Below are 23,655 nucleotides of genomic sequence, written 5' to 3'. Positions count from 1 at the left end.
TGCTGCATCCTCTTCTTCATGGAAACCCGCGATGCGTGAATTGATCCTGCTGCGCCATGCCCATGCCGAACCGGCGACCCCCGGCCAGGCCGACCTCGACCGGCCGTTGTCGCCGGTGGGGCTCGCCGAAGCCGAAGCCGCCGGCAAGTGGCTGAAGGAGAACAACCTGCTGCCGGACTGCGTGCTGTGCTCACCGGCGCGGCGCACCCGGGAAACCCTGGAAGCCGTGCTCGGCACCATCGGCTACGTCGAGAAGCGCCTGGAAGACCGTATCTACGAGGCTACCCCCGGCACCCTCGCTGCGCTGGTGGACGACCGCCGTGATCTCGACCGGGTGCTGATCGTCGGCCATAACCCCGGCCTGGAGCGCCTGGTGGCGTTGATGACGGAAGGCACCAGCAGCGACTATCGCGGCATGCCGCCGGCTGGCATTGCCGTGCTCGGGTTCCCGCGCGAGGCCTCGATCGAGCCGGGCGTGGCCAGCCTGAACGCGTTCTGGTGGCCGTGATCCAATGAGCCTGGCGCGGCGCAGCCGCTTTCTGCTGCCCGTGCTGCTGGTTTCCGGCGCGGCCTGGGCTGCCGCGCCACCGCCAACGCCCCTGCCGCCGGTGGTCGCCGAGGCGCACCGGGTCCTGCGCCTGGATACCCAACGCTCGCAGATCGGTTTCGAGGTGCGCACCCGCTTCGGGCAGCGCATCGAAGGCCTGTTCCCGCACTTCGAAGGTCGCATCGAGGTCCTCTCCGATGGCCGCCACCAGGTGCACCTGAAGATGTTCACGCGCTCGGTCGAAATCCCCGGCAAGGCGCGCTACACCGGCTGGATGCGCGGCGAGGAGTTCTTCGACGCGGGCCGCCACCCGGTGGTCGAGTTCGACTCGCTGCCGTACTGGCCGGAGACCGTGGAAGACGGGGGCGACATCAACGGGCGGCTGACCCTGCGCGGGATCAGCCACCCCGAGACACTGAAGGTCGAGAAGGCGGAGTGCGCCCGACCCGGCTATGATTGCGACGTCGTCAGCCGCGGTACCGTGCAGCGAGGCCGGTATGGAATGGACAGCTGGCAGCTTGCCTTGAGTGACCGAGTGACCTTCGTATTGCGAGCGCGCCTGAGCGAGGCGCCGAAACCGTGAACCTCCTGCTGCGTGTACTGGCGCTGGCAACCGTGTTGCTGGGCAGCGGTTGTGCATCGCTGTCCACTGCCGAGCGCGACCGTGCCGAGGCCATCGCCGTGCAGGCGCGATCGACCCAGGTCGACTGCCAGCGCGCCGACCGCTGCGCGCAGGACTCGCCGCTGCGTGCGCTGGCCGGCCGGGCGTTCACCGAATCCACCCCGGAGCAGCCGCGCCACTACGCCACCCTGCTGGATGAGGGGGAGGGCGCCCTGGTGGCGCGCCTGAACCTGCTGCGCAGTGCCACCCGCAGCATCGACCTGCAGACCTACATCTTCGACAAGGACGACAGCGCACGGCTGGTCATCGACGAACTGCTGGCCGCGTCGCGGCGCGGGGTGAAGGTGCGGGTGCTGATCGACCAGCTCTCGGCGATTTCCGACCTGCAGATCCTTGGCGCGTTGTCCGGTGCCCACCAGAACTTCCAGCTGCGGGTCTACAACCCGACCTTCGGCAAGGCCCGGCTGAACTACTTCGACTACGCCGGCAGCGTGCTGTGCTGCTTCCGCCGGTTCAACCAGCGCATGCACAACAAGCTGCTGGTGATCGACGATGCGATCGGTGTGGTCGGCGGCCGCAACTACCAGGACGACTATTACGACTGGGACCGCGAGTACAACTTCCGCGACCGCGACGTCATGATCGCCGGCCCGGAAGCGCGCGCGATGGCGGCCAACTTCGATGCGTTCTGGCGCGCCCACCGCAGCGTGCCAGCCGAGCGCCTGAATGACGTGGGCCGCACCCTGCTGCGCGAGGGCGTGCCGGTGCTGCCACCGGCCACCTTCCGCCGCCCCGAGCGGGTGCAGCGGGTCAGCGCCGAAGCCAATGACATGGACTTCGTCACCCGTTCCTTCGTGGATACCGCGCTGCCGGTGGCTTCGGTGCGCTACGTCGCCGACCTGCCGCGCAAGCACCGCCGCGAGAAAGCCGATACCCCGCTGGCCGGCCAGCACGTGACCGAGCCACAGCTGGATGCGCTCATTGCCGGTGCGCAGAAGGAAGTGATCCTGCAGACCCCGTACCTGGTGCTGTCCAAGCCGGCGCAGAAGCTGTTCCGTGAGCTGCGCAAGCGCCCGCAGCCGCCGCGCGTGGTGGTGTCGAGCAACAGCCTGGCGGCCACCGACAACCCGATCGTGTATGCGCTGTCGTACAAGTACAAGCGGCGCAACATGCGCGAACTGGGCTTCAACATCTTCGAATACAAGCCGTTCCCGCTGGATGCACCGGTCGACTACCGCAACCTGCTGCCTGATCCGGTCGCCGCGCCCGCGGGCGACGACGACGGCGGGCGCAATCCGCTGATTGGCGGCAGCGCCGCTGGCAGCAATGCCGGCGGTGGCAGCGATGGGGATCTGGCCGCGACCCGTAGGCAGGTACCGGTGAACCATCCGCGTACCGGCAGCGCCTACCAGAACGCCCGCGAACGCCGTCGTGCCGCTGGCAGCGAAGTGGAAACGCGCCTGCTGCGTACCGAGACGCGTCCGTCGTTCCTGGGCAGCAAGGCGGTCAACAAGCCGTTGCCGGTCACCCGCAAGGGTGCCCGCATGGGCCTGCACGCCAAGTCGCTGGTGGTCGACCGCCGCATCGGCGTGGTCGGCACCCACAACTTCGATCCGCGCAGCGAGAACTACAACACCGAAGGCGCGGTGATCATCGACGATCCGGTCTTCGCCGAGCAGCTGGCCGAGAGCATCCTGCGCGATACCCATCCGCAGAACTCGTGGACGGTGGCGCCGCGGGCCAAGCCGCCGGTGCTGTCGGGCCTGAACTACAGCGTCGGCAAGGCCTCCGAAGCGCTGCCGATTCTCGACTTCTGGCCGTGGCGCTATGCCACCGACTACGAGTTCAAGCCCGGCCCGGACTGCCCGCAGCCGCTGCCACGGCAGGACCCGGATTTCCATCGCTGCTACGTTGCCGTCGGCGACTTCCCCGAAGTCAACGTCGGCCCGAAGTGGCTGCTGGTGCGCATGCTGACCGCATTCGGTGCCGGCCTCGTTCCCATTCTCTGAAGGTGCCCGCATGACCCAGGTGTTCCGCGAAGCTGTTTCCATCGAGCAGCTCAATGCGCTCAGCCGCAACACGGCGATCGAGTCGCTGGGCATCGTCTTCAGCGCCGCGGGCGAAGACTGGCTGCAGGCCACCATGCCGGTGGACGAGCGCACCCGGCAGCCCTACGGCATCCTGCACGGCGGTGCCTCGGTGGTGCTGGCCGAGACCCTGGGCAGCAGCGCCGGCAACCTGTGCGTGGATACCGCAAAGCAGATCTGCGTGGGCCTGGAAATCAACGCCAACCATGTGCGTGCGGTGCGCTCGGGGACTGTCACCGGCACCGCGCGCGCGCTGCACGTGGGCCGCAGTACCCAGTTGTGGGAAATCCGCATCGAGGACGAGCAGGGCCGGCTGGTGTGCATCTCGCGGCTGACCCTGGCGGTGGTGGCCGCCGGCCACGGTTGAGCCCCCGTCGGGCGTGTTGACGGCGGCAGAACCCAGCGTTCCCCGCCGATTGCCCCGGTCAATGGCGGTTATGGCCTAAATCGGCTGGCAGCTGCCGCGGCGCTCCGGTATCGTGCGCGGATGACTTCCCCCACTCCGGCCCCCCGTGGCGGCGTGGCGCGTGTGTGCCGTTACCTGTACCGCGTACCGCTGCTGTTGGTCCACATCACCGTGTTCCTGCCGCTGATCCTGATCGGCATGCTTCCGCCGTGGGGCGAGCTGCGCGTGGGCGAGGATACCTTCGGCGCGAAGGTGGTGAACTGGTGGCAGGGCGGGCTGATGTGGATCTTCGGCTTCCGCCTGTCACGGGTGGGCCAGCCCTTGCCCGGTGCCGTTCTGTTCGTCGCCAACCACGTCAGCTGGGTCGACATCTCCATCCTGCACAGCCAGCGCATGATGGGCTTCGTTGCCAAGCGCGAGATCGCCAGCTGGCCGTTGGTGGGTTGGCTCGCCGCGCGCGGCCAGACCATCTTCCATCAGCGTGGCAACACCGAATCGCTCGGTGGGGTGATGCAGGTGATGGCCGATCGCCTGCGTGCCGGCAAGGCGGTCGGTGTGTTCCCGGAAGGGCGCACCCGCGGTGGCCACGAAGTGGGGCCGTTCCATGCCCGCATCTTCCAGGCCGCGGTTGAAACCGGCGTGCCGGTGCAGCCGGTGGCGCTGGTGTACGGGATGAAGGGCGACGCACAGACCATCGTCGCGTTCGGCCCGGGCGAGAGTTTCGCCGCCAATTTCCTGCGCCTGCTGGGTGAGCCGGCGCGGCATACCGAAGTGCATTTCCTGGAGCCGATCGGTACCCAGGACCTGGAAGGCCGTCGACGCATCGCGGAAACCTCGCGCGCGCGCATCGTGGCGGCCATGAGCACGCAGTGAGGGTGCGGTGGCCCTGATACCGCCACCTGTCCTGGACGCCGGTACGCCGACGCTGCATGCGGCTGACTATCAGCCGCCGCGTTGGCTGCGCAATCCGCACCTGCAGTCGATGCTCAGTTCCAGCCGCATGCGCCTGCAGCGCGGCCTGCTGCTGCTGGCGGCCACCGGTGCAGTCAGCGAAGAGCTGATCCTCGATGGCGGTGATGGCGTGCGCCTGCAGGGCTGGCACAGTCATGTCGAAGGCCGCGAGCCGAAGGGTGTCGCGCTGCTGCTGCATGGCTGGGAAGGCAGTGCCGAATCCAGTTACATGCGCATGGCCGCCGCGCGCATGATCGAGCAGGGTTTCGACGTGGTGCGGCTGAACTTCCGCGACCACGGCAACACCCATCATCTCAATCCCGGCATCTTCCACTCCAATCTCATCGATGAAGTGGTGCACGCCGCAGGCGACATCGCCCAGCGCTGGCCGCAGCTGCCGCTGGTGGCCGCCGGCTATTCGCTGGGTGGCAACTTCGTGCTGCGCCTGGCTCTGCGTGCACCGGCCGCCGGCGTGCCGCTGCTGCGCGTGGCCTCGGTGTGCCCGGTGCTGGATCCGGCGTTGACCATGGAGAACATCGAGAACGGCCCGGCGATGTACGACTGGTACTTCCGCCGCAAGTGGGCCGGCTCGCTGCGCCGCAAGCGCGATCTGTTCCCCGAGCTGAGCGACTGCGACGACCGCGTGCTGAAACTGGACATCCGTGCACTGACCGCCTGGCTGGTCGAACGGCACACCACCTTCGGCTCGCTGCAGGCCTATTTCGATGGCTACTCGATTGCCGGTGACCGCCTGTCCACCCTGCAGGTGCCGGCCGACATCCTGATGGCGCAGGACGACCCGGTGATCCCGTACGCGACCTTCAGCGATTGGCAGCTGCCGCGCCAGGCGCACCTGGAAACCGCCTGCTGGGGAGGCCACTGCGGCTTCCTGGAAAACTGGCGGGGTGACGGCTTCTCCGAGCGCTGGGTGGCGCAGCGCCTGCAGCGGGTGCTGGCGGGCTGAACCGGCACCGGTGCGTGGACCGCTACAATGCGGGTTTGCACTTGAACCGGACCGCCATGCAAGACCAGATCATCCAAGCGTTGCGCCAGAACCAGGCTGACCAGGCCGTGCAGCTGGCCCAGGCATGGACCCGTGATGAACCCGGCCAGGCCGGCGCCCACCGCTGGCTGGCGCTTGCGCTGCAGCAGCAGGGCAAGGCCGAAGATGCCATGGAAGCCCTGCAGCAGGCGTTGCAGCTGGCACCGGACGACGCCCAGCTGCACCTGCAGCATGCTGGCCTGCTGCTGGCCCTGCGCCAGTACGAAGGCGCCGACGAAGCGCTGGCGCGCACCACCGGGCTCGACCCGAACTCCTTCTCCGCCTACCTGATGCAGGCGCACCTGGCGATCGGCCGCAACGACTTCGATGAAGCCCAGCGCCTGTCCACGCTGGCCTCGCGCGTTGAGCCGGATCACCCGGAACTGCTGACCATCGACGGCATGATCGCGCTGCGCCGTGACGATCCGGATCGTGCGCTGACGCTGCTGTCGGCGGCCAACCAGGCGCAGCCCAACGACACCCGCGTGCTGTACGCACTCGGCTTCGCCTATCTGGGCAAGGACATGCTGGCCTTCGCCGAGCAGGCGTTCCGCCGCGTGCTGGAACTGAACCCGGCCATCAGCTCGCTGCATGGCCTGGTGGTGCAGCTGGCGCTGCGCCAGGGCAACCTGGAGGCGGCTGCCGAAGCGATGCAGATCGCCCTGCAGCAGGAAGGCATGGATACGCCGTCGATGCGCCGCCTGGCCGGTGAACTGTCGCTGCGTGGTGGCCAGCCGCTGCAGGCGCTGGACCACCTGCTGCCGTTGCTGGAATCGATCCCCGACGACCGCCAGGTGCTGCAGCTGCTGCTGATGTCCTGGCAGCGCCTGGGCCGCGAAGACGAGGCGCGCGCGCGCCTGGACGCTGCCCTGGAGCAGCACCCGCAGCTGCACGACCTGTGGCTGGCGCGCCTGGCCGTGGAAGAAGTGGGCAGCCCGACCGCCGCCGCGACCGTGGAACGCTGGATGGACGCGATGCCGGGTCATCTGCCGGCCCTGGAAGCGCGCCTGCGCCTGCATGACATGGTGGGCGAACACGAACAGGCTGAAGCCATTGCCGGGCGTATCGTCAGCCTCGAACCGGGCCGCGTCAGCGGCGAAACCCGCCTGGTTGAAGGCCTGTTGCAGCGTGATCCGGTCGCCGCGATCGCCCGCGTGCAGGCGCTGATCGACAGGGCGCCGGACGGCCATCGCGCCGACCTGCGTACCTGGCTGGGTGAAATCCAGGATCGCGCTGGCCAGCCGGAACAGGCGTTGCAGACGTGGATGGCGCTGCAGGCCGACCAGGCGCCGCAGCGCCTGCCGCTGCCGCCGCAGGCCAAGGCGCCGCCGAGCTGGCCGGACAAGGGCGAGATCGACGCTGATGCCAGCTCCGCGCCGATCTTCCTGTGGGGCGCGCCGGGTTCGGGCGTGGAGCGGGTTGCGACCGGCCTGGCCGCCGCCAGCCCGGTGCTGCGCAGCGACCGTTACACCAGCAATCCGCCGGATGATGCATTCCAGAACTACCACACGCTGCAGGACCTCGCCTCCGGCGTGCTGACCCCGGAGCGCCTGGTGCAGCGCTGGCGCGAGCAGCTGCCCGTGCGCGGCGTGCAGGGTGATGCCGTCATCGACTGGCTGCTGTGGTGGGACAATGCACTGCTGTGGGCGCTGCGCCCGCAGCTGCCACAGGGGCGCCTGGTGCTGGTGCTGCGTGATCCGCGCGACATGCTGCTGGACTGGGTGGCCTACGGCGCCGCCGCACCGCTGGCGATGACCTCGCTGGCTGAAGCCAGCGAATGGCTGGCACGCGCGCTGGCGCAGGTTGCCACCCTGCACGAGGAAGATCTGTACCCGCACGTGCTGCTGCGCATCGACCAGATCGGCAACGATCCGCATGCGATGGCCGAGCTGCTGGGACGCCTGTTCGAGCGGCAGATGCCGCCGGCCGCACAGCTGGGCGCACCGCGCTTCCCGCCGGGCCACTGGCGCAACTATCGCGACGTGATGAGCGCCGCCTTTGCCAAGCTCACCCCGATTGCGGTGCGCCTGGGTTACCCGGAAGAGTAAGGAGAAGCCGATGCAACTGAGCAGCCACAGCCTGACCAACGGCGCGCCGATCGACCGCGAGTTCGCCGCCGGCGATGCCGCCGGCTTCGCGCCGGACCGCAACCCTCACCTGGCCTGGAACGGCGCGCCGGAAGGCACGCGTTCGTTCCTGCTGGTGTGCGTGGACCCGGATGTGCCGACCGTTGCGGAAATGGTCGGCCGCAGCGACATGACCGTGCCGCGCGACCAGCCGCGCTGCGACTTCGTGCATTGGGTGATGGCCGATATCCCGGCCTCGGTGCAGGAGATCGCCGCCGGCAGCTGCAGCGATGGCTTCGTGGTGAAGGGCAAGACCGCACCGGCGGGCCCGGCCGGCAGCCGCCAGGGCCTGAACGACTTCACCGGCTGGTTTGCCGGCAATCCGGACATGGCCGGTGACTATCTGGGCTACGACGGCCCGTATCCGCCGTTCAACGACGAACGCGTGCACCGCTACTTCTTCCGCGTGTTTGCGCTGGACGTGGCCTCGTTGGAGCTTCCGGCACGCTTCACCGCCGCAGACGCGTATCGCGCCATGCACGGCCACGTGCTGGCCGAAGCGACGCTGCACGGTACCTACACCTTGAACCCCGCATTGGCCTGAGCGGGCAATGTGCGTTGTAGAGCCGAGCCCATGCTCGGCTGCTTTTCCCGATAGACAGCAGCCGAGCATGAGCTCGGCTCTACAACGCACAATGAAGAAGGGCGGCCTTTCGGCCGCCCTTCTGTCGTTTTACTTCTTCTCGATGGCCGACTCGACCACCATGTCCAGCACGTACGCCTGCGACGGCGCATCAGCCGGCGGGTTCTTCACTTCGTAGCGCTTCACGCGCACCACGTTGCGCACGCCGTCTTCGTGGGTGTAGCCCTCGATGTTGCCGTAGAAGTTCTCGAACTTGCCCGGCTCACCCTGCTTCAGGCCCTTGTCGTCGAACTTGACCTCACGCACCTGCAGGCACTGGTAGTCCGGGATCAGCGGGTGCGAGCACTTCTCGGTCTTCGCGGCCACTTCCAGGAACACGGTTTCGCCGGCGCCGCCATAGCGGGTTTCAGCGGTCGGTTCCGGGTTGAACACCAGCACGTCGCCCTTGGCGGTGGTCAGGGTCAGCTTGCCATCGGCATCCTGCTCGGCCTTCAGCTCGCCCTGCAGGCGGCTCGACACGGCCTCGTCCAGCGCCATCAGCGCCTTGTCGGTGCAGGCCATCATGGTCGAGGCCATCGCACTGACCGTCAGCTTGCCGTCGGCCAGTGTGTAGCCGCCACCCATGTGGTTGCAGGCGTTGCTGACCGACAGGCGGCCATCAGCGAAGTCCAGGGTGACCGGCTTGTCTTCGCGGGCGAACAGCGCGTCGATGCGCTTGCCGTCGGCGGCGGTGGCCTGCTGCAGCCGCCAGTGCTGGCTCTGCAGGCGCTGCGCGTCCAGGTGCGCCAGCGTCTGCTGGTCTGCTGCCTTTGCCGCGGCCGGGGCCACGTCGTCGCCGCCGGTGCCGGCCGGGGCCGGGGTCTGGCTGCAGGCGGCCATCAGGGCCAGCGGGAGGAGCAGGGTGAGCTTGCGGTTCATGGTGATTCTCCTTGGGGAACCGTGGGGGAAACGGGGTGGGGCCGGCATCGGGGTTACCGTGCCCCGGCGCTGTTCAGCTGCCGGACGGCAACCACAGCAGCAGCGCCGCGCCCAGCGCGATGCGGTAAATGGCGAAGGCGGTGAACCGGTGCGACTTGATGTAGCCCATCAGCCACTTCACTACGACGAAGCCGGTGACGGCCGCGGCAAGGAAGGCCACGCCCACGTCGGCCCAGTTCTCGCTGCCCAGCTGCCCGGCCTTGGCCATCTCCAGGAAGGTGTAGGCGCTGGCGGCGAACATGGTGGGAATGCCGACCAGGAACACGAACTCGGCGGCGGCGGCGCGGCGGCTCAGGCCTAGCAGCATGGCCAGGAAGATCGCCGAGGCCGAGCGCGAGGTGCCGGGGAACACGCCGGCCACCACCTGCGCCAGGCCCACACCGATCGCCACTGTCCAGGTCACCTGGTCGCGGTCGGGCAGGCGCGCGGTATAGGCCTCCACCAGCAGCATCCAGAGGCCACCGATGATCAGTGCCCAGGCCACCGGGCTGACCGTCTCCGGCAGCGACCAGCCGGCCTTGCGCACCACCAGGCCGACCACGGCGGTGACCAGGAAGGCCGCGCCCAGCTTGAACACGTACTCGCGGTTCTCGCGCTGGTTCAAGCCGGTGGCCAGCTGCAGCAGGCGCTGGCGGAACACCAGCACCACGGCCACGATCGCGCCGGCCTGGATGACGATGTTGAAGAAGTCCGAGCGGGCACCCAGCCAGTGCTGGGCGATGAGCAGGTGGCCGGTGCTGGAGATCGGCAGGAATTCGGTCAAGCCTTCGAGGATGCCCAGCAGCAGGGCGGAGAGCAGGTCGGACATGGACAGTGCGGGCACGCGCGGCAGGAAGGAAGAAGGTCGAGAGGATAGACGATCCCTGCTGCACCAAACGGGTGCGTCTGGTGCTGGATGCACCCAATTGGTGCGCACCGATTTGCACCGGTCCAGAGCACCCTTTTTGAAATCAATGACTTGCAGCCTGCGAAAAGTTGGCACGGTCGTTGCTCTACCTCAGCAGGCATTCATCCCCATCCGAGGTCGTACCGATGTCCGTGGAAAACGTTGAGAAGCTGATCAAGGACAACCAGATCGAGTTCGTCGATCTGCGCTTTGTCGACATGCGTGGTGTCGAGCAGCACGTGACCTTCCCGGTCAGCATCATCGAGCCGTCGCTGTTCGAAGAAGGCAAGATGTTCGACGGCAGCTCGATCGCCGGCTGGAAGGGCATCAACGAGTCGGACATGGTGCTGCTGCCGGATACTGCCAGCGCCTACGTCGACCCGTTCTACGCCGATCCGACCATCGTGATCAGCTGCGACATCCTGGACCCGGCCACCATGCAGCCGTATGGTCGTTGCCCGCGCGGCATCGCCAAGCGCGCCGAGGCTTACCTGAAGTCCTCCGGCATCGCCGAAACCGCGTTCTTCGGCCCGGAGCCGGAATTCTTCATCTTCGACTCGGTCCGTTTCGCCAATGAAATGGGCAATACCTTCTTCAAGGTCGATTCCGAAGAAGCCGCCTGGAACAGCGGTGCCAAGTACGACGGCGCCAACAGCGGCTACCGTCCGGGCGTGAAGGGTGGCTACTTCCCCGTGCCGCCGACCGACACCCTGCACGACCTGCGCGCCGAGATGTGCAAGACCCTGGAACAGGTCGGCATCGAAGTGGAAGTGCAGCACCACGAAGTGGCCACCGCAGGCCAGTGCGAGATCGGCACCAAGTTCAGCACCCTGGTGCAGAAGGCCGACGAACTGCTGCGCATGAAGTACGTCATCAAGAACGTCGCGCACCGCAATGGCAAGACCGTCACCTTCATGCCCAAGCCGATCGTCGGCGACAACGGCAGCGGCATGCACGTGCACCAGTCGCTGTCCAAGGGCGGCACCAACCTGTTCTCCGGTGACGGCTACGGTGGCCTGAGCCAGCTGGCGCTGTGGTACATCGGCGGCATCTTCAAGCACGCCAAGGCCATCAATGCCTTCGCCAACTCGGGCACCAACAGCTACAAGCGCCTGGTGCCGGGCTTCGAAGCGCCGGTGATGCTGGCCTACTCGGCCCGCAACCGTTCGGCCTCGTGCCGCATTCCGTGGGTCTCCAACCCGAAGGCGCGCCGCATCGAAATGCGCTTCCCGGATCCGATCCAGTCCGGCTACCTGACCTTCACCGCGCTGATGATGGCCGGCCTGGACGGCATCAAGAACCAGATCGACCCGGGCGCACCGAGCGACAAGGACCTGTACGACCTGCCGCCGGAAGAAGAGAAGCTGATCCCGCAGGTCTGCTCCTCGCTGGACCAGGCGCTGGAAGCGCTGGACAAGGACCGCGAGTTCCTGAAGGCCGGTGGCGTGATGAGCGATGACTTCATCGACGGCTACATCGCGCTGAAGATGCAGGAAGTGACCAAGTTCCGCGCGGCCACCCACCCGCTGGAATACCAGCTGTACTACGCCAGCTGACCGGATGCGATGGCGGTGGGCTTCCCCTCCCACCCGCCGCCATCGCTTCCGTTCTCGCGGCTGGGGAGCCGCAAGGCGGGCGCAGGCCCGCCGTTGTAGAGCGGACTGTCGGTCCGCTGCATTGGAACGCGGGCCTTTGGCCCGCTTATCCAGGGGCAAGAGAAAGACCGGATACGCGACCAGGGCCGCCCTCCCTCCCGCGTCGGTCGTGCAAGGAGAGAGGCACGGCCGTCCCGGCCCTGTATGTGTCCGGTGCAACAGCCACGGCCATCATCTGATGGCCGCGGGTTGCCTGATGCCAACGCGCGTCTGCGCGCTGGCCCCATCCACCATCGGGACATGCGCATGAAACTGATCTCCGCCATCATCCGGCCGTTCAAGCTCGACGAGGTCCGCGAGGCCCTGTCCGACGCAGGCGTGTCGGGCATCACCGTGACCGAAGTGAAAGGCTTCGGTCGCCAGAAGGGCCACACCGAGCTGTATCGCGGCGCCGAGTACGTCGTCGATTTCCTGCCCAAGATCAAGATCGAAACCGTGGTCACCGACGAGCGTGCCGACGCGGTGATCGAAGCGATCCAGTCGTCGGCAGGCACCGGCAAGATCGGTGACGGCAAGATCTTCGTCACCGCCGTCGAACAGGTCATCCGCATCCGCACCGGCGAAATCGGTGCCGACGCGCTGTAACCCCCTTCCGGAGACTCCCCCATGAAGATGCGCCTTCTCACCGGGTGGCAAGCCCGGTTCCATGTCGTGTGGCTGTTGATGCTGCTCAGCGCGTTCGCCGCCGGTGCGTGGCCGGGCAGCGCCCATGCCCAGGCACAGGTGTCGCCGCTGCCGAGCGAAACCGTAGCGGTTGAACCGTTGCAGGCCCCGGTGGCCGCAGCACCTGCCGCTGCCGAAGCAACGGCCCCGGCGTTCGACCACGGTGACGTGGCCTGGATGCTCACTTCCACCCTGCTGGTGCTGCTGATGGTGGTGCCGGGCCTTGCCCTGTTCTACGGCGGCCTGGTGCGTTCGAAGAACGTGCTGTCGGTACTCAGCCAGATCCTGGTGGTGTTCTCGCTGGTGCTGCTGCTGTGGGTGGCGTACGGCTACAGTGCGGTATTCAGCGCCGGCAACCCATTCTTCGGCTCGTTCACCGAATTCGCCTTCCTCAAGGGCTTCACTCCGGAGTCGGTCGGCAACACGCCGATCAAGGGCCTGCCGGATTACCTGTTCGTCGCCTTCCAGTCGACCTTCGCGGGCATCACCACTGCGCTGATCGTCGGTGCCTTCGCCGAACGCATCAAGTTCCGTGCGGTGCTGCTGTTCTCGGCGCTGTGGTTCACCCTCAGCTACATCCCGATGGCGCACATCGTCTGGGGGGGCGGCTACCTGGGTGAGATGGGCGCGATCGATTTCGCCGGTGGCACCGTGGTCCACATCAACGCAGGCGTTGCCGGCCTGGTGGCCGCATGGTTCGTCGGCAAGCGCCTGGGCTATGGCCAGACCGCGCTGAAGCCGCACAACGTGCCGTTCACCTATATCGGCGCGATGCTGCTGTGGGTGGGTTGGTTCGGCTTCAACGCCGGCTCCGCCGCCGCGGCCGATACCGTAGCTTCACTGGCCTTCCTCAACACCGTGCTGGCCACGGCTGCGGCTGTACTCGGCTGGACGCTGGTGGAAGCGATCAGCAAGGGCAAGCCGTCGGCACTGGGCGCCGCCTCGGGCGCGGTGGCCGGCCTGGTCGGCATCACCCCGGCCTGCGGCACCGTCGGTCCGCTCGGCGCGATCGTCATCGGCTTCGTCGCCGGCGTGGTCTGCGTGTGGGGCGTGACCGGCCTCAAGCGCCTGCTGAAGGTGGACGACACCGCCGACGTGTTCGGTGTGCATGGCGTCGGCGGCATCGTCGGCGCGATCCTTACCGGCGTGTTCAGTGCACAGTCGCTGGGTGGCACCAAGGCCGATCTGGATATCGCGCACCAGGTCTGGGTGCAGGTGGTCAGTGTCGGTCTCACCGTGGTGTGGTCGGCCGTGGTGACCGCGGTCATCCTGCTGGTGGTCAAGGTCGTGGTCGGCCTGCGCGTGACCGAAGAGGCAGAGCGCACCGGCCTGGATGTGACCTCGCACGGCGAATCGGCCTACGAGGCCTGAAGTAGCGGTGCATGGACGGGGTGGGTGCCGACCGTTGGTCGGCACTTCCACTGTCCTCGTTCTGGTAGGTGCCAAGCTTGCTTGGCACGGGGTCTGGGTCTGCTCTGGTGGGTGCCGACCGTTGGTCGGCACAGCCGGTAGCCCATCCACGCATGGCGTGGATCTACCGCATCCTCTCTGGTGGGTGCCAAGCTTGCTCGGCACGGCGGCATGCATCATCGCGCCCGATCACGCACAATCAGGCCATGCGCCCGATCCGCACTGCCTTCATGCTCTCGGCCTGCCTGTTGCTGGCCGCCTGTGCCTCCGCGCCACGGGAGACGCACAACCCGCTCGCCACCTGGGTGCCGTCGCCCAACCAGAACGCGCGCACGCCGGTCATCATCGTCATCCACCACACCGAGCAGAAATCGGTGCAGCAGAGCCTGCACACGCTGCGCACGGCCAACAGTGGTGGACCGGTCAGCGCGCACTACCTGATCGGCGCCGATGGCCATCGCTACCAGCTGGTGGCCGATGTGCGCCGCGCCTGGCATGCGGGGGCCGGACGCTGGGGCACCATCACCGATCTCAATTCGGCCTCGATCGGCATCGAACTCGACAACGATGGCCGCAGCCCGTTCAGTGCGGCGCAGATCGAATCGCTGATCGTGCTGCTGCGTGACCTCACCACGCGCCTGAACATCCCGCCGCGCCAGGTGATCGCCCACGCCGACCTGGCACCGACGCGCAAGCAGGATCCGAGCCGCTTCTTCCCGTGGCAGCAGCTGGCCGAAGCCGGCTTCGGGGCGTGGCCGCGCGCCGCCGATGGTGCCGCACCGGAAGGCTTCGATGCGTGGAATGCGCTGGCCCGCTTCGGCTATCCGCTGGACAACCGCGAGGCCACCGTCGCCGCCTTCCATCGCCGTTTCCGTGGCCGCGACGACCTGCCGAAGACGCTGGATGCCGAGGACGCCCGCATCCTGCATTCGCTGCTGCTGCAGATGCCGTGACCCCGCGCATGAACGCTTGACCCCGCGCTGGGTTGCCGCCCAGCGGCCGGCACTCCACCATGGCGGCATGATCGATTCCGCCACCTTCTTCAAGCGCAAGCACTGCATCCTGCTGGCAGCGGCCGTGCTCGCCGGCTGCTCCACCACCGCCCCCCGCACCGGATCCGAAGTGCCGACGGCCGTCACACCGCCGGCGGCCACCTACGCCAAGGTCGCATGGAGCGCACTGCCGCCGGTCTCCGACAGCGATCTGCAGGCCGGCTTCGTTGCCTGGCGCAGCAGCTGCACCCGCCTGAAGAACGATGCAGTCTGGGCCAGACCCTGCGCCACCGCCGCGACGGTGGCGGACAAGGACCCGGCCGCGATCCGCCAGTTCCTGCAGCGCGATTTGGATGTCTATGCACTGCGTGCCGGCGGCCACCAGGCCGACGGGCTCATTACCGGCTACTACGAACCGATCTATCCCGGCAGCCTCACCCGCACGGCCACTGCCACGGTGCCGGTGTACGGCACGCCGGATGATCTGGTGGTGGTGCAGCTGGAGAGCCTCTACCCGGAACTGAAGGGCAAGCGTTTGCGCGGGCGCGTCGAAGGCAAGGTGCTCAAGCCCTATGACGACGCCGGTACCATCGCGGCCAAGGGCGCCAAGGCGCCGGTGCTGGCCTGGCTGACTGATCCGATGGACCTGCAGCTGCTGCAGATCCAGGGATCCGGCCGGGTGCGACTGGGCGATGGCACGCAGGTGCGGCTGGCCTATGCAGAACAGAATGGCCACCCGTACCGCGCCATCGGTCGCTGGCTGGTGGACCAGGGCCAGCTGAAGAAGGAAGACGTCACCATGGACGCCATCCGCACCTGGGCCCGAGCCAATCCCGCACGCGTGCCGGAACTGCTGCGCAGCAATCCCAGCTACGTGTTTTTCGTGCGCAACCCGGACAGCCCGGAAGGTCCACGCGGTTCACTGAACGTGCCGCTCACCGCCGGTTACAGCGTGGCAGTGGACCGCACCGTGGTGCCGCTGGGCAGCCTGCTGTGGCTGTCCACCACGCGCCCGGACGGCAGCCCGGTGGTGCGCCCGGTGGCCGCGCAGGACACCGGCGGTGCCATCGCCGGTGAAGTGCGCGCCGACCTGTACTGGGGCAGCGGCGATGCCGCCGGCAAGCTGGCCGGTGACATGAAGCAGAAGGGCAACATCTGGATGCTGTGGCCGAAGGGCGTGGCGTTGCCGGCGCCGGCCCAATGAAGCGCTCACCTGCGTGCTGCAAGGTCGGGCGATAATGGCGCCATTCCGAACTTTCCGGCCGCGTCTGCGGCCAGGACCTCCGCAATGACCTACGCAAAGCACAACGCAAGATCCGGCGCGAAATCCGCCGCAAAGAAGTACTACAAGCACTGGGCCGAATCGGGCCTGGGCAAGGGCAACGTGCTGATGGAAGCACGCGGCGAGAAGATCGTGCGCCAGGTGGAAATCTACGGCACCAAGATGGTCTGGGCCGACGAGCATGCCCACAGCGACGACCGCTTCCTGCTGGCCGAGCAGCCGGTGTCGTTCCTGGATTTCGACGAGGACGACGAAATCTCCGCGCGCGAATTCGAAAGCGCCTGGAAGAAGGCCAGGGAAGCCACCGGCTACCCGGTGTAAGCACCGCTCCACCCCGCTGTGTAGAGTCGAGCCATGCTCGACTGCTGTTTGCCAGTAGCCGCCGAGCATGGCTGGACTCTACATGGCAGGCGCGTGAAATGTTATATGATTACATTTCATCCGCGCCCTTCCCCCCCATGAAGACCTCCACGCTGGTGGCCGCCCTCGCGGCCGCTCCGTTCGCCCCTGAAGCTTTCGCACAGTCCGCCGATGCCGCGCTCACCCTCGGCAAGGTGCAGGTGCACCAGCATGGCGAAGGCCAGCTCAGCGCACACCAGGTGCTGACCTCGGTGGACGTGCTGGGCGCGGACCAGATCGAAGACCGCAACGTCTCGCACAGCTGGGAACTGCTGGGGCAGATGCCCGGCATCCAGCTCACCGAAACCCGGCAGGGGGCCGAATCGGGCAAGGTCAGCTTCCGCGCCTTCAACGGCGAGGGCTACCTCAACGCCATCAAGACCCTCATCGACGGCATCCCCAGCAACGTCAACAGCGGCAACCAGCGCTTCATCGACATGCTGTTCCCGCTGGAGATCAGCTACATCGAAGTGGTGCGCGGAACCAACGACCCGCGCTACGGCCTGCACAACATCGGCGGCAACGTGAACTTCGGTACGCGCCAGGGCGGCGACTACACCGATGCGCGGCTGGCCTACGGCAGCTACAACACCCGCGATGCGCAGCTGGCGATCGGCCGCGAAAGCAATGGCTTCGCGCAGAACTACTTCGTCGGCACCCAGGCCAGCGATGGGTACCGCGACCACGACACCTCGAAGAAGTATTCGCTGGGTGGCAAATGGTTCTACGGGTCGCTGGACGACGGCCTGCGCGTGGGCCTGAGCGCGCGCGCCTACCACCACGAAGCGGACGAACCCGGCTTCATGACGGCCGACGAACTGCGCACGCATCGACGTGGCAGCGACCTGCGCAACGGCAACGATGGCGATGACCGCGACATGCGGCAGATCGCCGCGCACGTGGACCTGAAGCTGTCCGACGCGCTCACCTTCGGCACGCGGCTGTACTACAACCGCTACGAAGACGACCGCCGCGTGACATTCAGCGACCTGCCCACCGGCAACCTGCCGCGCCAGCGCCGCGTGTGGGATGAGCGCCAGACCGGCCTGCTCAGCACGCTCACCTGGCAGGCCAGCCCCTCGCTTACCGTCGAAGGCGGCCTGAACTACGAGCAGCAGGACAACGGCTACGTCCGCGAGCGCTACGCCTACGCCGAACCCACCGATTTCAGCCAGGCACCGGCGCGCGTGCAGAACAACGACCGCCACAGCTTCGACAACTGGGGTGCCTACGTGCAGGCCATCTACCAGCCCGGCGAGGCGTGGAAGATCGTGCCGGCCTACCGTATCGACCGCTTCAGTGGTAGCACGCACCTGATGAGCGGGATCAGCGCCCGCCTGCAGGACTACGGCACGATCGGCCAGCCCAAGCTGAGCGTCATCCACAGCCTGGGCCAGACCACCCACGTCTACGCGAACTGGGGCCGCACCTTCCAGGTACTGACCGGCTCCACCGCACCGGCCTACCTCACCCCGGGGCAGGCGCCGATGCAGCCGTCCACCAACACCGGCACGGAGCTGGGCCTGAAATTCCAGCCGTTTGCCGGCAGCCAGGCACGCCTGGCGGTGTGGCAGCAGGATGCGGAGAACGAGGTATCCAACATGCCGGCTACCGGTACGACGGTCACCTTGGGCAAGACCCGCCGACGCGGCGTGGATGCGCAGCTGAGCCTGCAGATGGGCGACGACTGGACGGTCTGGGCCTCGCATGCCTACCAGGAAGCGAAGATCACCCGCGACGACCGCGATGCCAGCGTTTCCCTGCAGGGCCGCGAAGTGGCCGCCACCCCGCGCCACATCAGCAATCTGGGCGTGGACTACCGCGCCACTGATGCGCTGCGGCTGGGCCTGCAGGCGCGTGCACAGGGCGATTACTACCTGGAAGAGCGCAACGCGGCCGGCAAGTTCGGAGGCTTCGCCGTGCTCGACCTCAGCGCCGCGTACCAGATCAACCCGCGCTGGAGCATGGACCTGCAGCTGAAGAACGTCACCGGCCGCGAGTACGCCTACGCCTGGTACGACAGCTTCTTCTGGGACAGCGCCCGCCCGATGTTCTCGCCTGCCCCGGGCCGCAGCGTGTTCGTCGGCCTGAACATGAAGCTGTAATCGGCCACGCACCCGGTAGTGGTCGAGCCTGCTCGACCCCGAACCCACGTTTTGCACTACATTGGTGCAATGTCCGACCCCGCACCCCCGCCGTCCCTCGATGCCCTCGGCACGCCGCTGGCCTGGGCCGGGGCCGATGGCTGCATTGCCGGCTGCAATCCGGCGTTCGCCCGCTGGCTGGGCGTCAGCGTCCGGCGCCTGTTGGGTCGGCCGCTGGCCGCACTGGAAGTGCAGGGCGAGGCACTGGCCCATTTCCTGGCCCGCGATGAACGCGACAGCCTGCGCCTTAACCGGCTGGCGCTGGCGGTGCCCGGCGAGGCCCCGCGCTTCGCCGAGGGCTGGATGAGCCGCCGCGACGATGGCGGCTGGCTGCTGGAGGCGCATCCGGTCGATGAATTCCCCGGGCTGGACCCGACCCAGGCCCTGCCCAGCGCGCTCAGTGCAGCGCTGAAGGGGCTGGCCCACGAGCTGCGCAACCCGCTGGCCGGGCTGAAGGGCGCGGCCCAGCTGCTGGCCCGCCGCGCGGCCCAGCGCGATGCCAGCGAACGCGAGCTGATCGAACTGATCGGCTCGGAGATCGAGCGCCTCAACGGCCTGCTCGACCAGCTGCTGTCGCCGGCCCCGGCCGCGCCGCATGCCGAACTGAACATCCATGCCGCGCTTGAGCGCGTGCTGCGACTGGCCGAGAACGAGGCCGGCTGGGCGGTACGCCTGCAGCGCGACTACGACCCCAGCATTCCCGAATTCCATGGCGACGCCGACCGCCTCACCCAGGCGGTGTGGAACCTGGTGCGCAACGCGATCCAGGCCGGTGCCGGCAACATCACCCTGCGTACCCGCGTGGAGCATGGCGTGCGCATCGCCGAGCAGCTGCACACGCTGGCGTTGCGCCTGGAAATTGCCGACGACGGCCGTGGTGTACCCGAGGAACTGGCCGAGCACCTGTTCCTGCCGCTGGTCAGTGGCCGTGCCGAAGGCACTGGCCTGGGCCTGGCGCTGGCCCAGCAGGTGGCGCGCGAGCACCGCGGCACGCTGACCTACCGCTCGCGCCCGGGCCATACCGTGTTCACCCTGCTGCTGCCGATCGTCAGTGGCACCGCCCCGGCCGAGGAGGCCCCGCGCGATGTCTGAGTCTTCTTCGTCCCCGCAGCGCATCTGGGTGGTCGATGACGATCGTGCCGTGCGCTTCGTGCTGTGCACCGCGCTGCGCGAGGCGGGCTACCAGGTCGTCGATTTCGACAGCGCTGCGCCCGCGTTGCAGGCGTTGAACGAGGGCCCACCGCCGGCGCTGCTGTTCACCGACGTGCGCATGCCCGGCGACGACGGCCTGGTGCTGCTGGACAAGCTGAAAGCCGCATTGCCGCAGCTGCCGGTGGTGGTGATGTCGGCCTATACCGATGTGGCCAGCACGGCCGGTGCGTTCCGTGGTGGCGCGCATGAATTCCTGTCCAAACCGTTCGACCTGGACGACGCGGTGGCGCTGGCGCAGCGTGTGCTGCCGGCAATTGCGCCGGCACTGGCGGCGCCCACACCTGCGGCGGAAGCGCATAGCGACCAACCGCCGCAACTGGTGGGCGATACCCCGCCGATGCGCGCGCTGTTCCGTGCCATCGGCCGCCTGGCGCAGGCGCCGCTGGCGGTGCTGATCACCGGCGAGACCGGCACCGGCAAGGAGCTGGTGGCCAATGCGCTGCATCGCGAATCGCCGCGCGCGCAGGGGCCGTTCGTCGCGCTCAATACCGCTGCAATCCCGTCCGAGCTGCTGGAAAGCGAGTTGTTCGGCCACGAGGCTGGTGCCTTCACCGGCGCGCAGCGCCGCCATATCGGCCGCTTCGAACAGGCCGACGGCGGCACGCTGTTCCTCGATGAGATCGGCGACATGCCGCTGCCGCTGCAGACGCGCCTGCTGCGCGTGCTGGCGCAGGGCGAGTTCTTCCGCGTGGGTGGCCGCGAACTGATCCGCGTCGATGTGCGCGTGGTCGCCGCCACCCACCAGGATCTGGAAGGCCTGGTTGCACAGGGAAAGTTCCGCGCCGACCTGCTGCACCGCCTGGACGTGGTGCGCCTGCAGCTGCCGCCGCTGCGTGAGCGCCGCGAGGACATCGCGCAACTGGCCAGCACCTTCCTGGCCGCCGCCGCGCGCAAGCTGGATACGCCGCCGAAGCGCCTGACCGCTGCCGCACTGCAGGCGCTGCGCGAACACGACTGGCCGGGCAACGTGCGCGAACTGGAAAACGTGTGCTGGCGGATGGCGGCGTTGGCCGCCGCCGACACCATCGGCGTGGCCGACGTCGATACCGCGCTGAACCGCACGCGCGGCCGTCGCGGCAGCACCAGCGGTGCCGATCCCGGCCAGTGGGAAGCGCTGCTGGCCGAATGGGCACGCCGTCAGCTGGCCGAAGGCGTGGAAGGGTTGCACGCGCAGGTGCGTGAGCGGGTCGACCATGCCCTGCTGGAGGCCGCGCTCCAGATCACCCATGGCCGTCGTGCCGAAGCCGCTGCCCGCCTGGGCCTGGGCCGCAATACCCTTACCCGCAAGCTGGGCGCTGGCCGCCGCCGCGGGGGCCATTGAACGGTCCCTGCACGCGATCCTCGCGCCCGCTTGCCGAACCGTTGATCGTTCATGGACGATGCCGTCCGTAGTGTCACCTGCAAGGAGTCTTCGATGCGTCTGTCCTTTGCCATCCTGCCGTTGTCCGCCGCCGTGCTGCTGTCTGCCTGTGGCAGCGCGCCGAAGAAGGCCGAGCCCACCCCGCCACCACCGACCGTGGTCAGCGCCGCGAAACAGGCCGAGGCCAATCTCTCGCCGGCCTCGGCCAGTATCGTCAGTGGTCGCATCGCGCTGATGGTGGAGCCCGGTGGCCTCCACATCACCGGCCTGATCGGTGGCCTGCAGCCGATGCAGCAGGCCGGCTTCCACATCCATGAGCGTGGCGACTGCAGCGCGGTGGATGCCAGCAGTGCCGGCAATCACTTCAATCCCGGTGGCGCTGCGCATGGCCGCGCCGGCACCGGCAAGCACCACCTGGGCGACATGGACAATCTGCGTGCCGACGCCCAGGGCCGCGCCAACGTCGATATCCACCTCAAGGGCGTTACCCTTGGCGGAGGCGCCGCCACCGATATCGCCGGACGTGCACTGGTCGTGCATGCCAACGCCGACGACTATCGCAGCCAGCCCGCCGGCAATGCCGGCGTCCGCATCGCCTGTGGCGTGATCCGGGTTGTCCGCTGATCACTGCAGGCATCATCCAGGGAGAGATTCCATGCGTTTGATCCACACGTCGCTGTTCGCAGCCATTGCTGCACTGGGCCTGGCGGCCTGCAGCCAGCAGCCGGCCGCGCCGCAGGCTGAAACCCCGCCGGCCGCACCGGCCGACGGCGCCACCACCGAACCGGCCGCAACGCCGGCGCCGGCCGCTGCAGCGGCCACCGATGCCACCGCCACCGCCGAACTGGCACCGACCCAGGGTAACGAGACCAAGGGCAGCGTCACCTTCAAGGTGGTTGACGGCAAGGTCCACGTGACCGGCCAGATCAGCGGCCTGAAGCCGGGCAGCGAGCACGGCTTCCACATCCACGAGAAGGGCGACTGCAGCGCCCCGGACGGCATGAGCGCCGGTGGCCACTTCAACCCGGGCAAGCAGGATCACGGCAGCGTGTCCGCTGATCCGCACCACGGTGGCGACATGCCCAACATCAAGGCCGACGACAAGGGCGTGGCCACCATCGACGGCCCGGTGTCGAGCAACGTCAACATCGGCAAGGGTGATGACTTCGACATCATCGGCCGTGGCCTGATCGTCCACGCCGACGCGGACGACTACAAGACCCAGCCGACCGGCAACGCCGGCGCGCGCCTGGCATGTGCGGTGATCCAGAAGGCCCCGTAATTGCGATCCTGCTGGGAACGGAAAACGCCGGCGCAAGCCGGCGTTTTTCTTTGCATCGCTTTCTGTAGAGCCGAGCCCACGCTCGGCTCTACAACACGCGGCGCCCGTTTCCTGTCAGCGCGCCAGCAGCTCGCGCGCGTCCTGCCCGGCCTCGCAGTGCACGAACAACACCGGCACGCCGTGCGCTTCCAGCACGGCGGCCATCTGCCGCTGGCGCATCAGGAACTGCTCGTAGATGCCCTTCAGGCGGTCGCAGTCGTTCTTGCCATGATCGTAGTGCGCGCACCAGCCGGCCGGGTCGAACAGCGCCATGCGTGCTTCGCCATGGGTATAGCGCAGCAGCGGCTCGGGTGCGGCGTTGAGCCACTCGTCCTCACCCGGCGCCATGATCGCGGTCTCGATCAGCGGCCACAGCGCGGCCAGGCCCTGGTTGTCGTACTGCATCGACATCATCGCGGCCAGGTCGTTCACGGTGAAATAGCGCGCGTGCTCGATGCGCGCACCGAAGGTGTTCTGCGCCATCAACGCGGTGTCGGCATGCGCCATGCCGTTGGCCAGCAGCGTCTCTTCCAGCGCCTCGGCCACCGCATTGGTGGTGGCCACGTCACTGCCGGTCAGCAGGAACGGCACCACACGCAGGCCACCGCCCACCAGGCTGGCATCGGCCTGGAACGGCAGTGGCACGTCACCCTGGGCGTCGGTACCGAAGGCCAGCAGGCGCGGGCCCTGGTTGCGGCCCGGTGCACGCATCTGCAGTTCTTCCAGCCGGCGATGGATCGGCCAGCCCGGGCGCAGCACTTCGGCCGGGTCGAAATGGGCGGCGGCGAACACCAGGTCCAGCTCGGCCACCTGCGGCACCAGCTTGGACAGGTCGCGGCCGACGCGATCGGCCAGTTCACCGGCCTGTTCAGCGCTGAGCACCGCCTGGCGGGGGATTTCGCCGCCGGCCAGTTCCAGGGCCAGCACGCCAAGGGCATTCATCGCGGGGTCGGGTTTGCTCATGGTTCCACGGTTGGCCCATCACAGGG

General features: G+C 67.8%; 22 protein-coding genes. 19 read left to right on the top strand and 3 right to left on the bottom strand.

Annotated features, from left to right (window positions below; all coding sequences use genetic code 11):
* Positions 1–31: 31 nt before the first annotated feature.
* From AC5QAH_RS18010 to AC5QAH_RS17975, 8 genes are all read left to right on the top strand, one after another.
* Complete coding sequence (locus tag AC5QAH_RS18010; RefSeq protein WP_005407539.1) at positions 32–508, top strand: SixA phosphatase family protein; 477 nt, start codon at positions 32–34, stop codon at positions 506–508.
* 4 nt (positions 509–512) lie between these two features.
* Positions 513–1,130 carry a YceI family protein gene (locus AC5QAH_RS18005; RefSeq protein ID WP_043400783.1) on the top strand — a complete coding sequence of 206 codons (618 nt, stop codon included), beginning with the start codon at positions 513–515 and terminating at the stop codon, positions 1,128–1,130.
* Positions 1,127–3,178: a phospholipase D family protein gene (locus AC5QAH_RS18000; protein ID WP_329763253.1), complete on the top strand. Its 2,052-nt coding sequence runs from the start codon at positions 1,127–1,129 to the stop codon at positions 3,176–3,178. The genes AC5QAH_RS18005 and AC5QAH_RS18000 overlap by 4 nt, the downstream gene beginning before the upstream one ends.
* Before the next feature lie 10 nt (positions 3,179–3,188).
* Positions 3,189–3,623 (top strand): hotdog fold thioesterase, encoded by a 435-nt coding sequence (locus tag AC5QAH_RS17995; RefSeq protein ID WP_010487227.1) that lies wholly within the window; start codon positions 3,189–3,191, stop codon positions 3,621–3,623.
* Between the two features lie 120 nt (positions 3,624–3,743).
* Positions 3,744–4,535, top strand: a complete 792-nt coding sequence (locus AC5QAH_RS17990) for a lysophospholipid acyltransferase family protein (protein WP_019337597.1) — start codon at positions 3,744–3,746, stop codon at positions 4,533–4,535.
* Positions 4,536–4,587: 52 nt separating this feature from the next.
* Entirely contained in the window at positions 4,588–5,577 is a 990-nt protein-coding gene (locus tag AC5QAH_RS17985) for a YheT family hydrolase (RefSeq protein WP_029380138.1), read from the top strand.
* 56 nt (positions 5,578–5,633) lie between these two features.
* Positions 5,634–7,703: a tetratricopeptide repeat protein gene (locus AC5QAH_RS17980; RefSeq protein ID WP_262088579.1), complete on the top strand. Its 2,070-nt coding sequence runs from the start codon at positions 5,634–5,636 to the stop codon at positions 7,701–7,703.
* Between the two features lie 10 nt (positions 7,704–7,713).
* Complete coding sequence (locus tag AC5QAH_RS17975; protein WP_049454258.1) at positions 7,714–8,325, top strand: YbhB/YbcL family Raf kinase inhibitor-like protein; 612 nt, start codon at positions 7,714–7,716, stop codon at positions 8,323–8,325.
* Positions 8,326–8,454: 129 nt separating this feature from the next.
* Here the strand turns inward: AC5QAH_RS17975 and AC5QAH_RS17970 are convergent, their stop codons facing one another.
* Positions 8,455–9,282, bottom strand: coding sequence for an META domain-containing protein (locus AC5QAH_RS17970; RefSeq protein ID WP_049454260.1), 828 nt, complete (start codon positions 9,280–9,282; stop codon positions 8,455–8,457).
* Positions 9,283–9,355: 73 nt separating this feature from the next.
* A complete protein-coding gene (locus tag AC5QAH_RS17965; RefSeq protein ID WP_049454262.1) occupies positions 9,356–10,150 on the bottom strand; it encodes an undecaprenyl-diphosphate phosphatase in 795 nt (264 codons plus the stop codon).
* A gap of 224 nt (positions 10,151–10,374) precedes the next feature.
* Here AC5QAH_RS17965 and glnA point away from each other — a divergent pair, with 224 nt between their 5' ends.
* The 11 genes from glnA (at position 10,375) to AC5QAH_RS17910 (ending at position 22,627) form a co-directional block, all read left to right on the top strand.
* On the top strand, positions 10,375–11,784 hold the full coding sequence (gene glnA, locus AC5QAH_RS17960) for a type I glutamate--ammonia ligase (RefSeq protein ID WP_010487206.1): 1,410 nt from the start codon (positions 10,375–10,377) through the stop codon (positions 11,782–11,784).
* A 345-nt stretch (positions 11,785–12,129) separates the two neighbouring features.
* Positions 12,130–12,468 (top strand): P-II family nitrogen regulator, encoded by a 339-nt coding sequence (locus AC5QAH_RS17955; RefSeq protein WP_004134334.1) that lies wholly within the window; start codon positions 12,130–12,132, stop codon positions 12,466–12,468.
* Positions 12,469–12,489: 21 nt separating this feature from the next.
* Positions 12,490–13,917: an ammonium transporter gene (amt, locus tag AC5QAH_RS17950; protein WP_043400789.1), complete on the top strand. Its 1,428-nt coding sequence runs from the start codon at positions 12,490–12,492 to the stop codon at positions 13,915–13,917.
* A 245-nt stretch (positions 13,918–14,162) separates the two neighbouring features.
* The gene (locus AC5QAH_RS17945; protein ID WP_049454265.1) at positions 14,163–14,909 is read left to right on the top strand and encodes an N-acetylmuramoyl-L-alanine amidase; all 747 of its coding nucleotides are present in this window, start codon (positions 14,163–14,165) and stop codon (positions 14,907–14,909) included.
* A gap of 67 nt (positions 14,910–14,976) precedes the next feature.
* A complete protein-coding gene (gene mltA, locus AC5QAH_RS17940) occupies positions 14,977–16,152 on the top strand; it encodes a murein transglycosylase A (protein ID WP_049454360.1) in 1,176 nt (391 codons plus the stop codon).
* A gap of 84 nt (positions 16,153–16,236) precedes the next feature.
* On the top strand, positions 16,237–16,551 hold the full coding sequence (locus AC5QAH_RS17935; protein WP_043400761.1) for a hypothetical protein: 315 nt from the start codon (positions 16,237–16,239) through the stop codon (positions 16,549–16,551).
* A gap of 137 nt (positions 16,552–16,688) precedes the next feature.
* A complete protein-coding gene (locus AC5QAH_RS17930; RefSeq protein ID WP_049454267.1) occupies positions 16,689–18,734 on the top strand; it encodes a TonB-dependent receptor in 2,046 nt (681 codons plus the stop codon).
* 69 nt (positions 18,735–18,803) lie between these two features.
* A complete protein-coding gene (locus tag AC5QAH_RS17925; RefSeq protein ID WP_029380135.1) occupies positions 18,804–19,865 on the top strand; it encodes a two-component system sensor histidine kinase NtrB in 1,062 nt (353 codons plus the stop codon).
* Entirely contained in the window at positions 19,858–21,306 is a 1,449-nt protein-coding gene (gene ntrC, locus AC5QAH_RS17920; protein WP_043400755.1) for a nitrogen regulation protein NR(I), read from the top strand. Before AC5QAH_RS17925 ends, ntrC begins: the two co-directional genes overlap by 8 nt.
* Positions 21,307–21,399: 93 nt before the next feature.
* The gene (locus AC5QAH_RS17915; RefSeq protein ID WP_010487189.1) at positions 21,400–21,969 is read left to right on the top strand and encodes a superoxide dismutase family protein; all 570 of its coding nucleotides are present in this window, start codon (positions 21,400–21,402) and stop codon (positions 21,967–21,969) included.
* A 31-nt stretch (positions 21,970–22,000) separates the two neighbouring features.
* Entirely contained in the window at positions 22,001–22,627 is a 627-nt protein-coding gene (locus AC5QAH_RS17910; RefSeq protein WP_010487187.1) for a superoxide dismutase family protein, read from the top strand.
* Positions 22,628–22,741: 114 nt separating this feature from the next.
* Here AC5QAH_RS17910 and AC5QAH_RS17905 read toward each other — a convergent pair whose 3' ends face one another.
* The gene (locus tag AC5QAH_RS17905) at positions 22,742–23,629 is read right to left on the bottom strand and encodes a hypothetical protein (protein ID WP_049435410.1); all 888 of its coding nucleotides are present in this window, start codon (positions 23,627–23,629) and stop codon (positions 22,742–22,744) included.
* Between the last annotated feature and the right edge of the window lie 26 nt (positions 23,630–23,655).

It is taken from the genome of Stenotrophomonas sp. YJH_SMC_43 (genome assembly GCF_059372535.1).
Note: the sequence above shows the minus strand (reverse complement) of the source record. Positions and strands in the feature narration are given on the sequence as shown.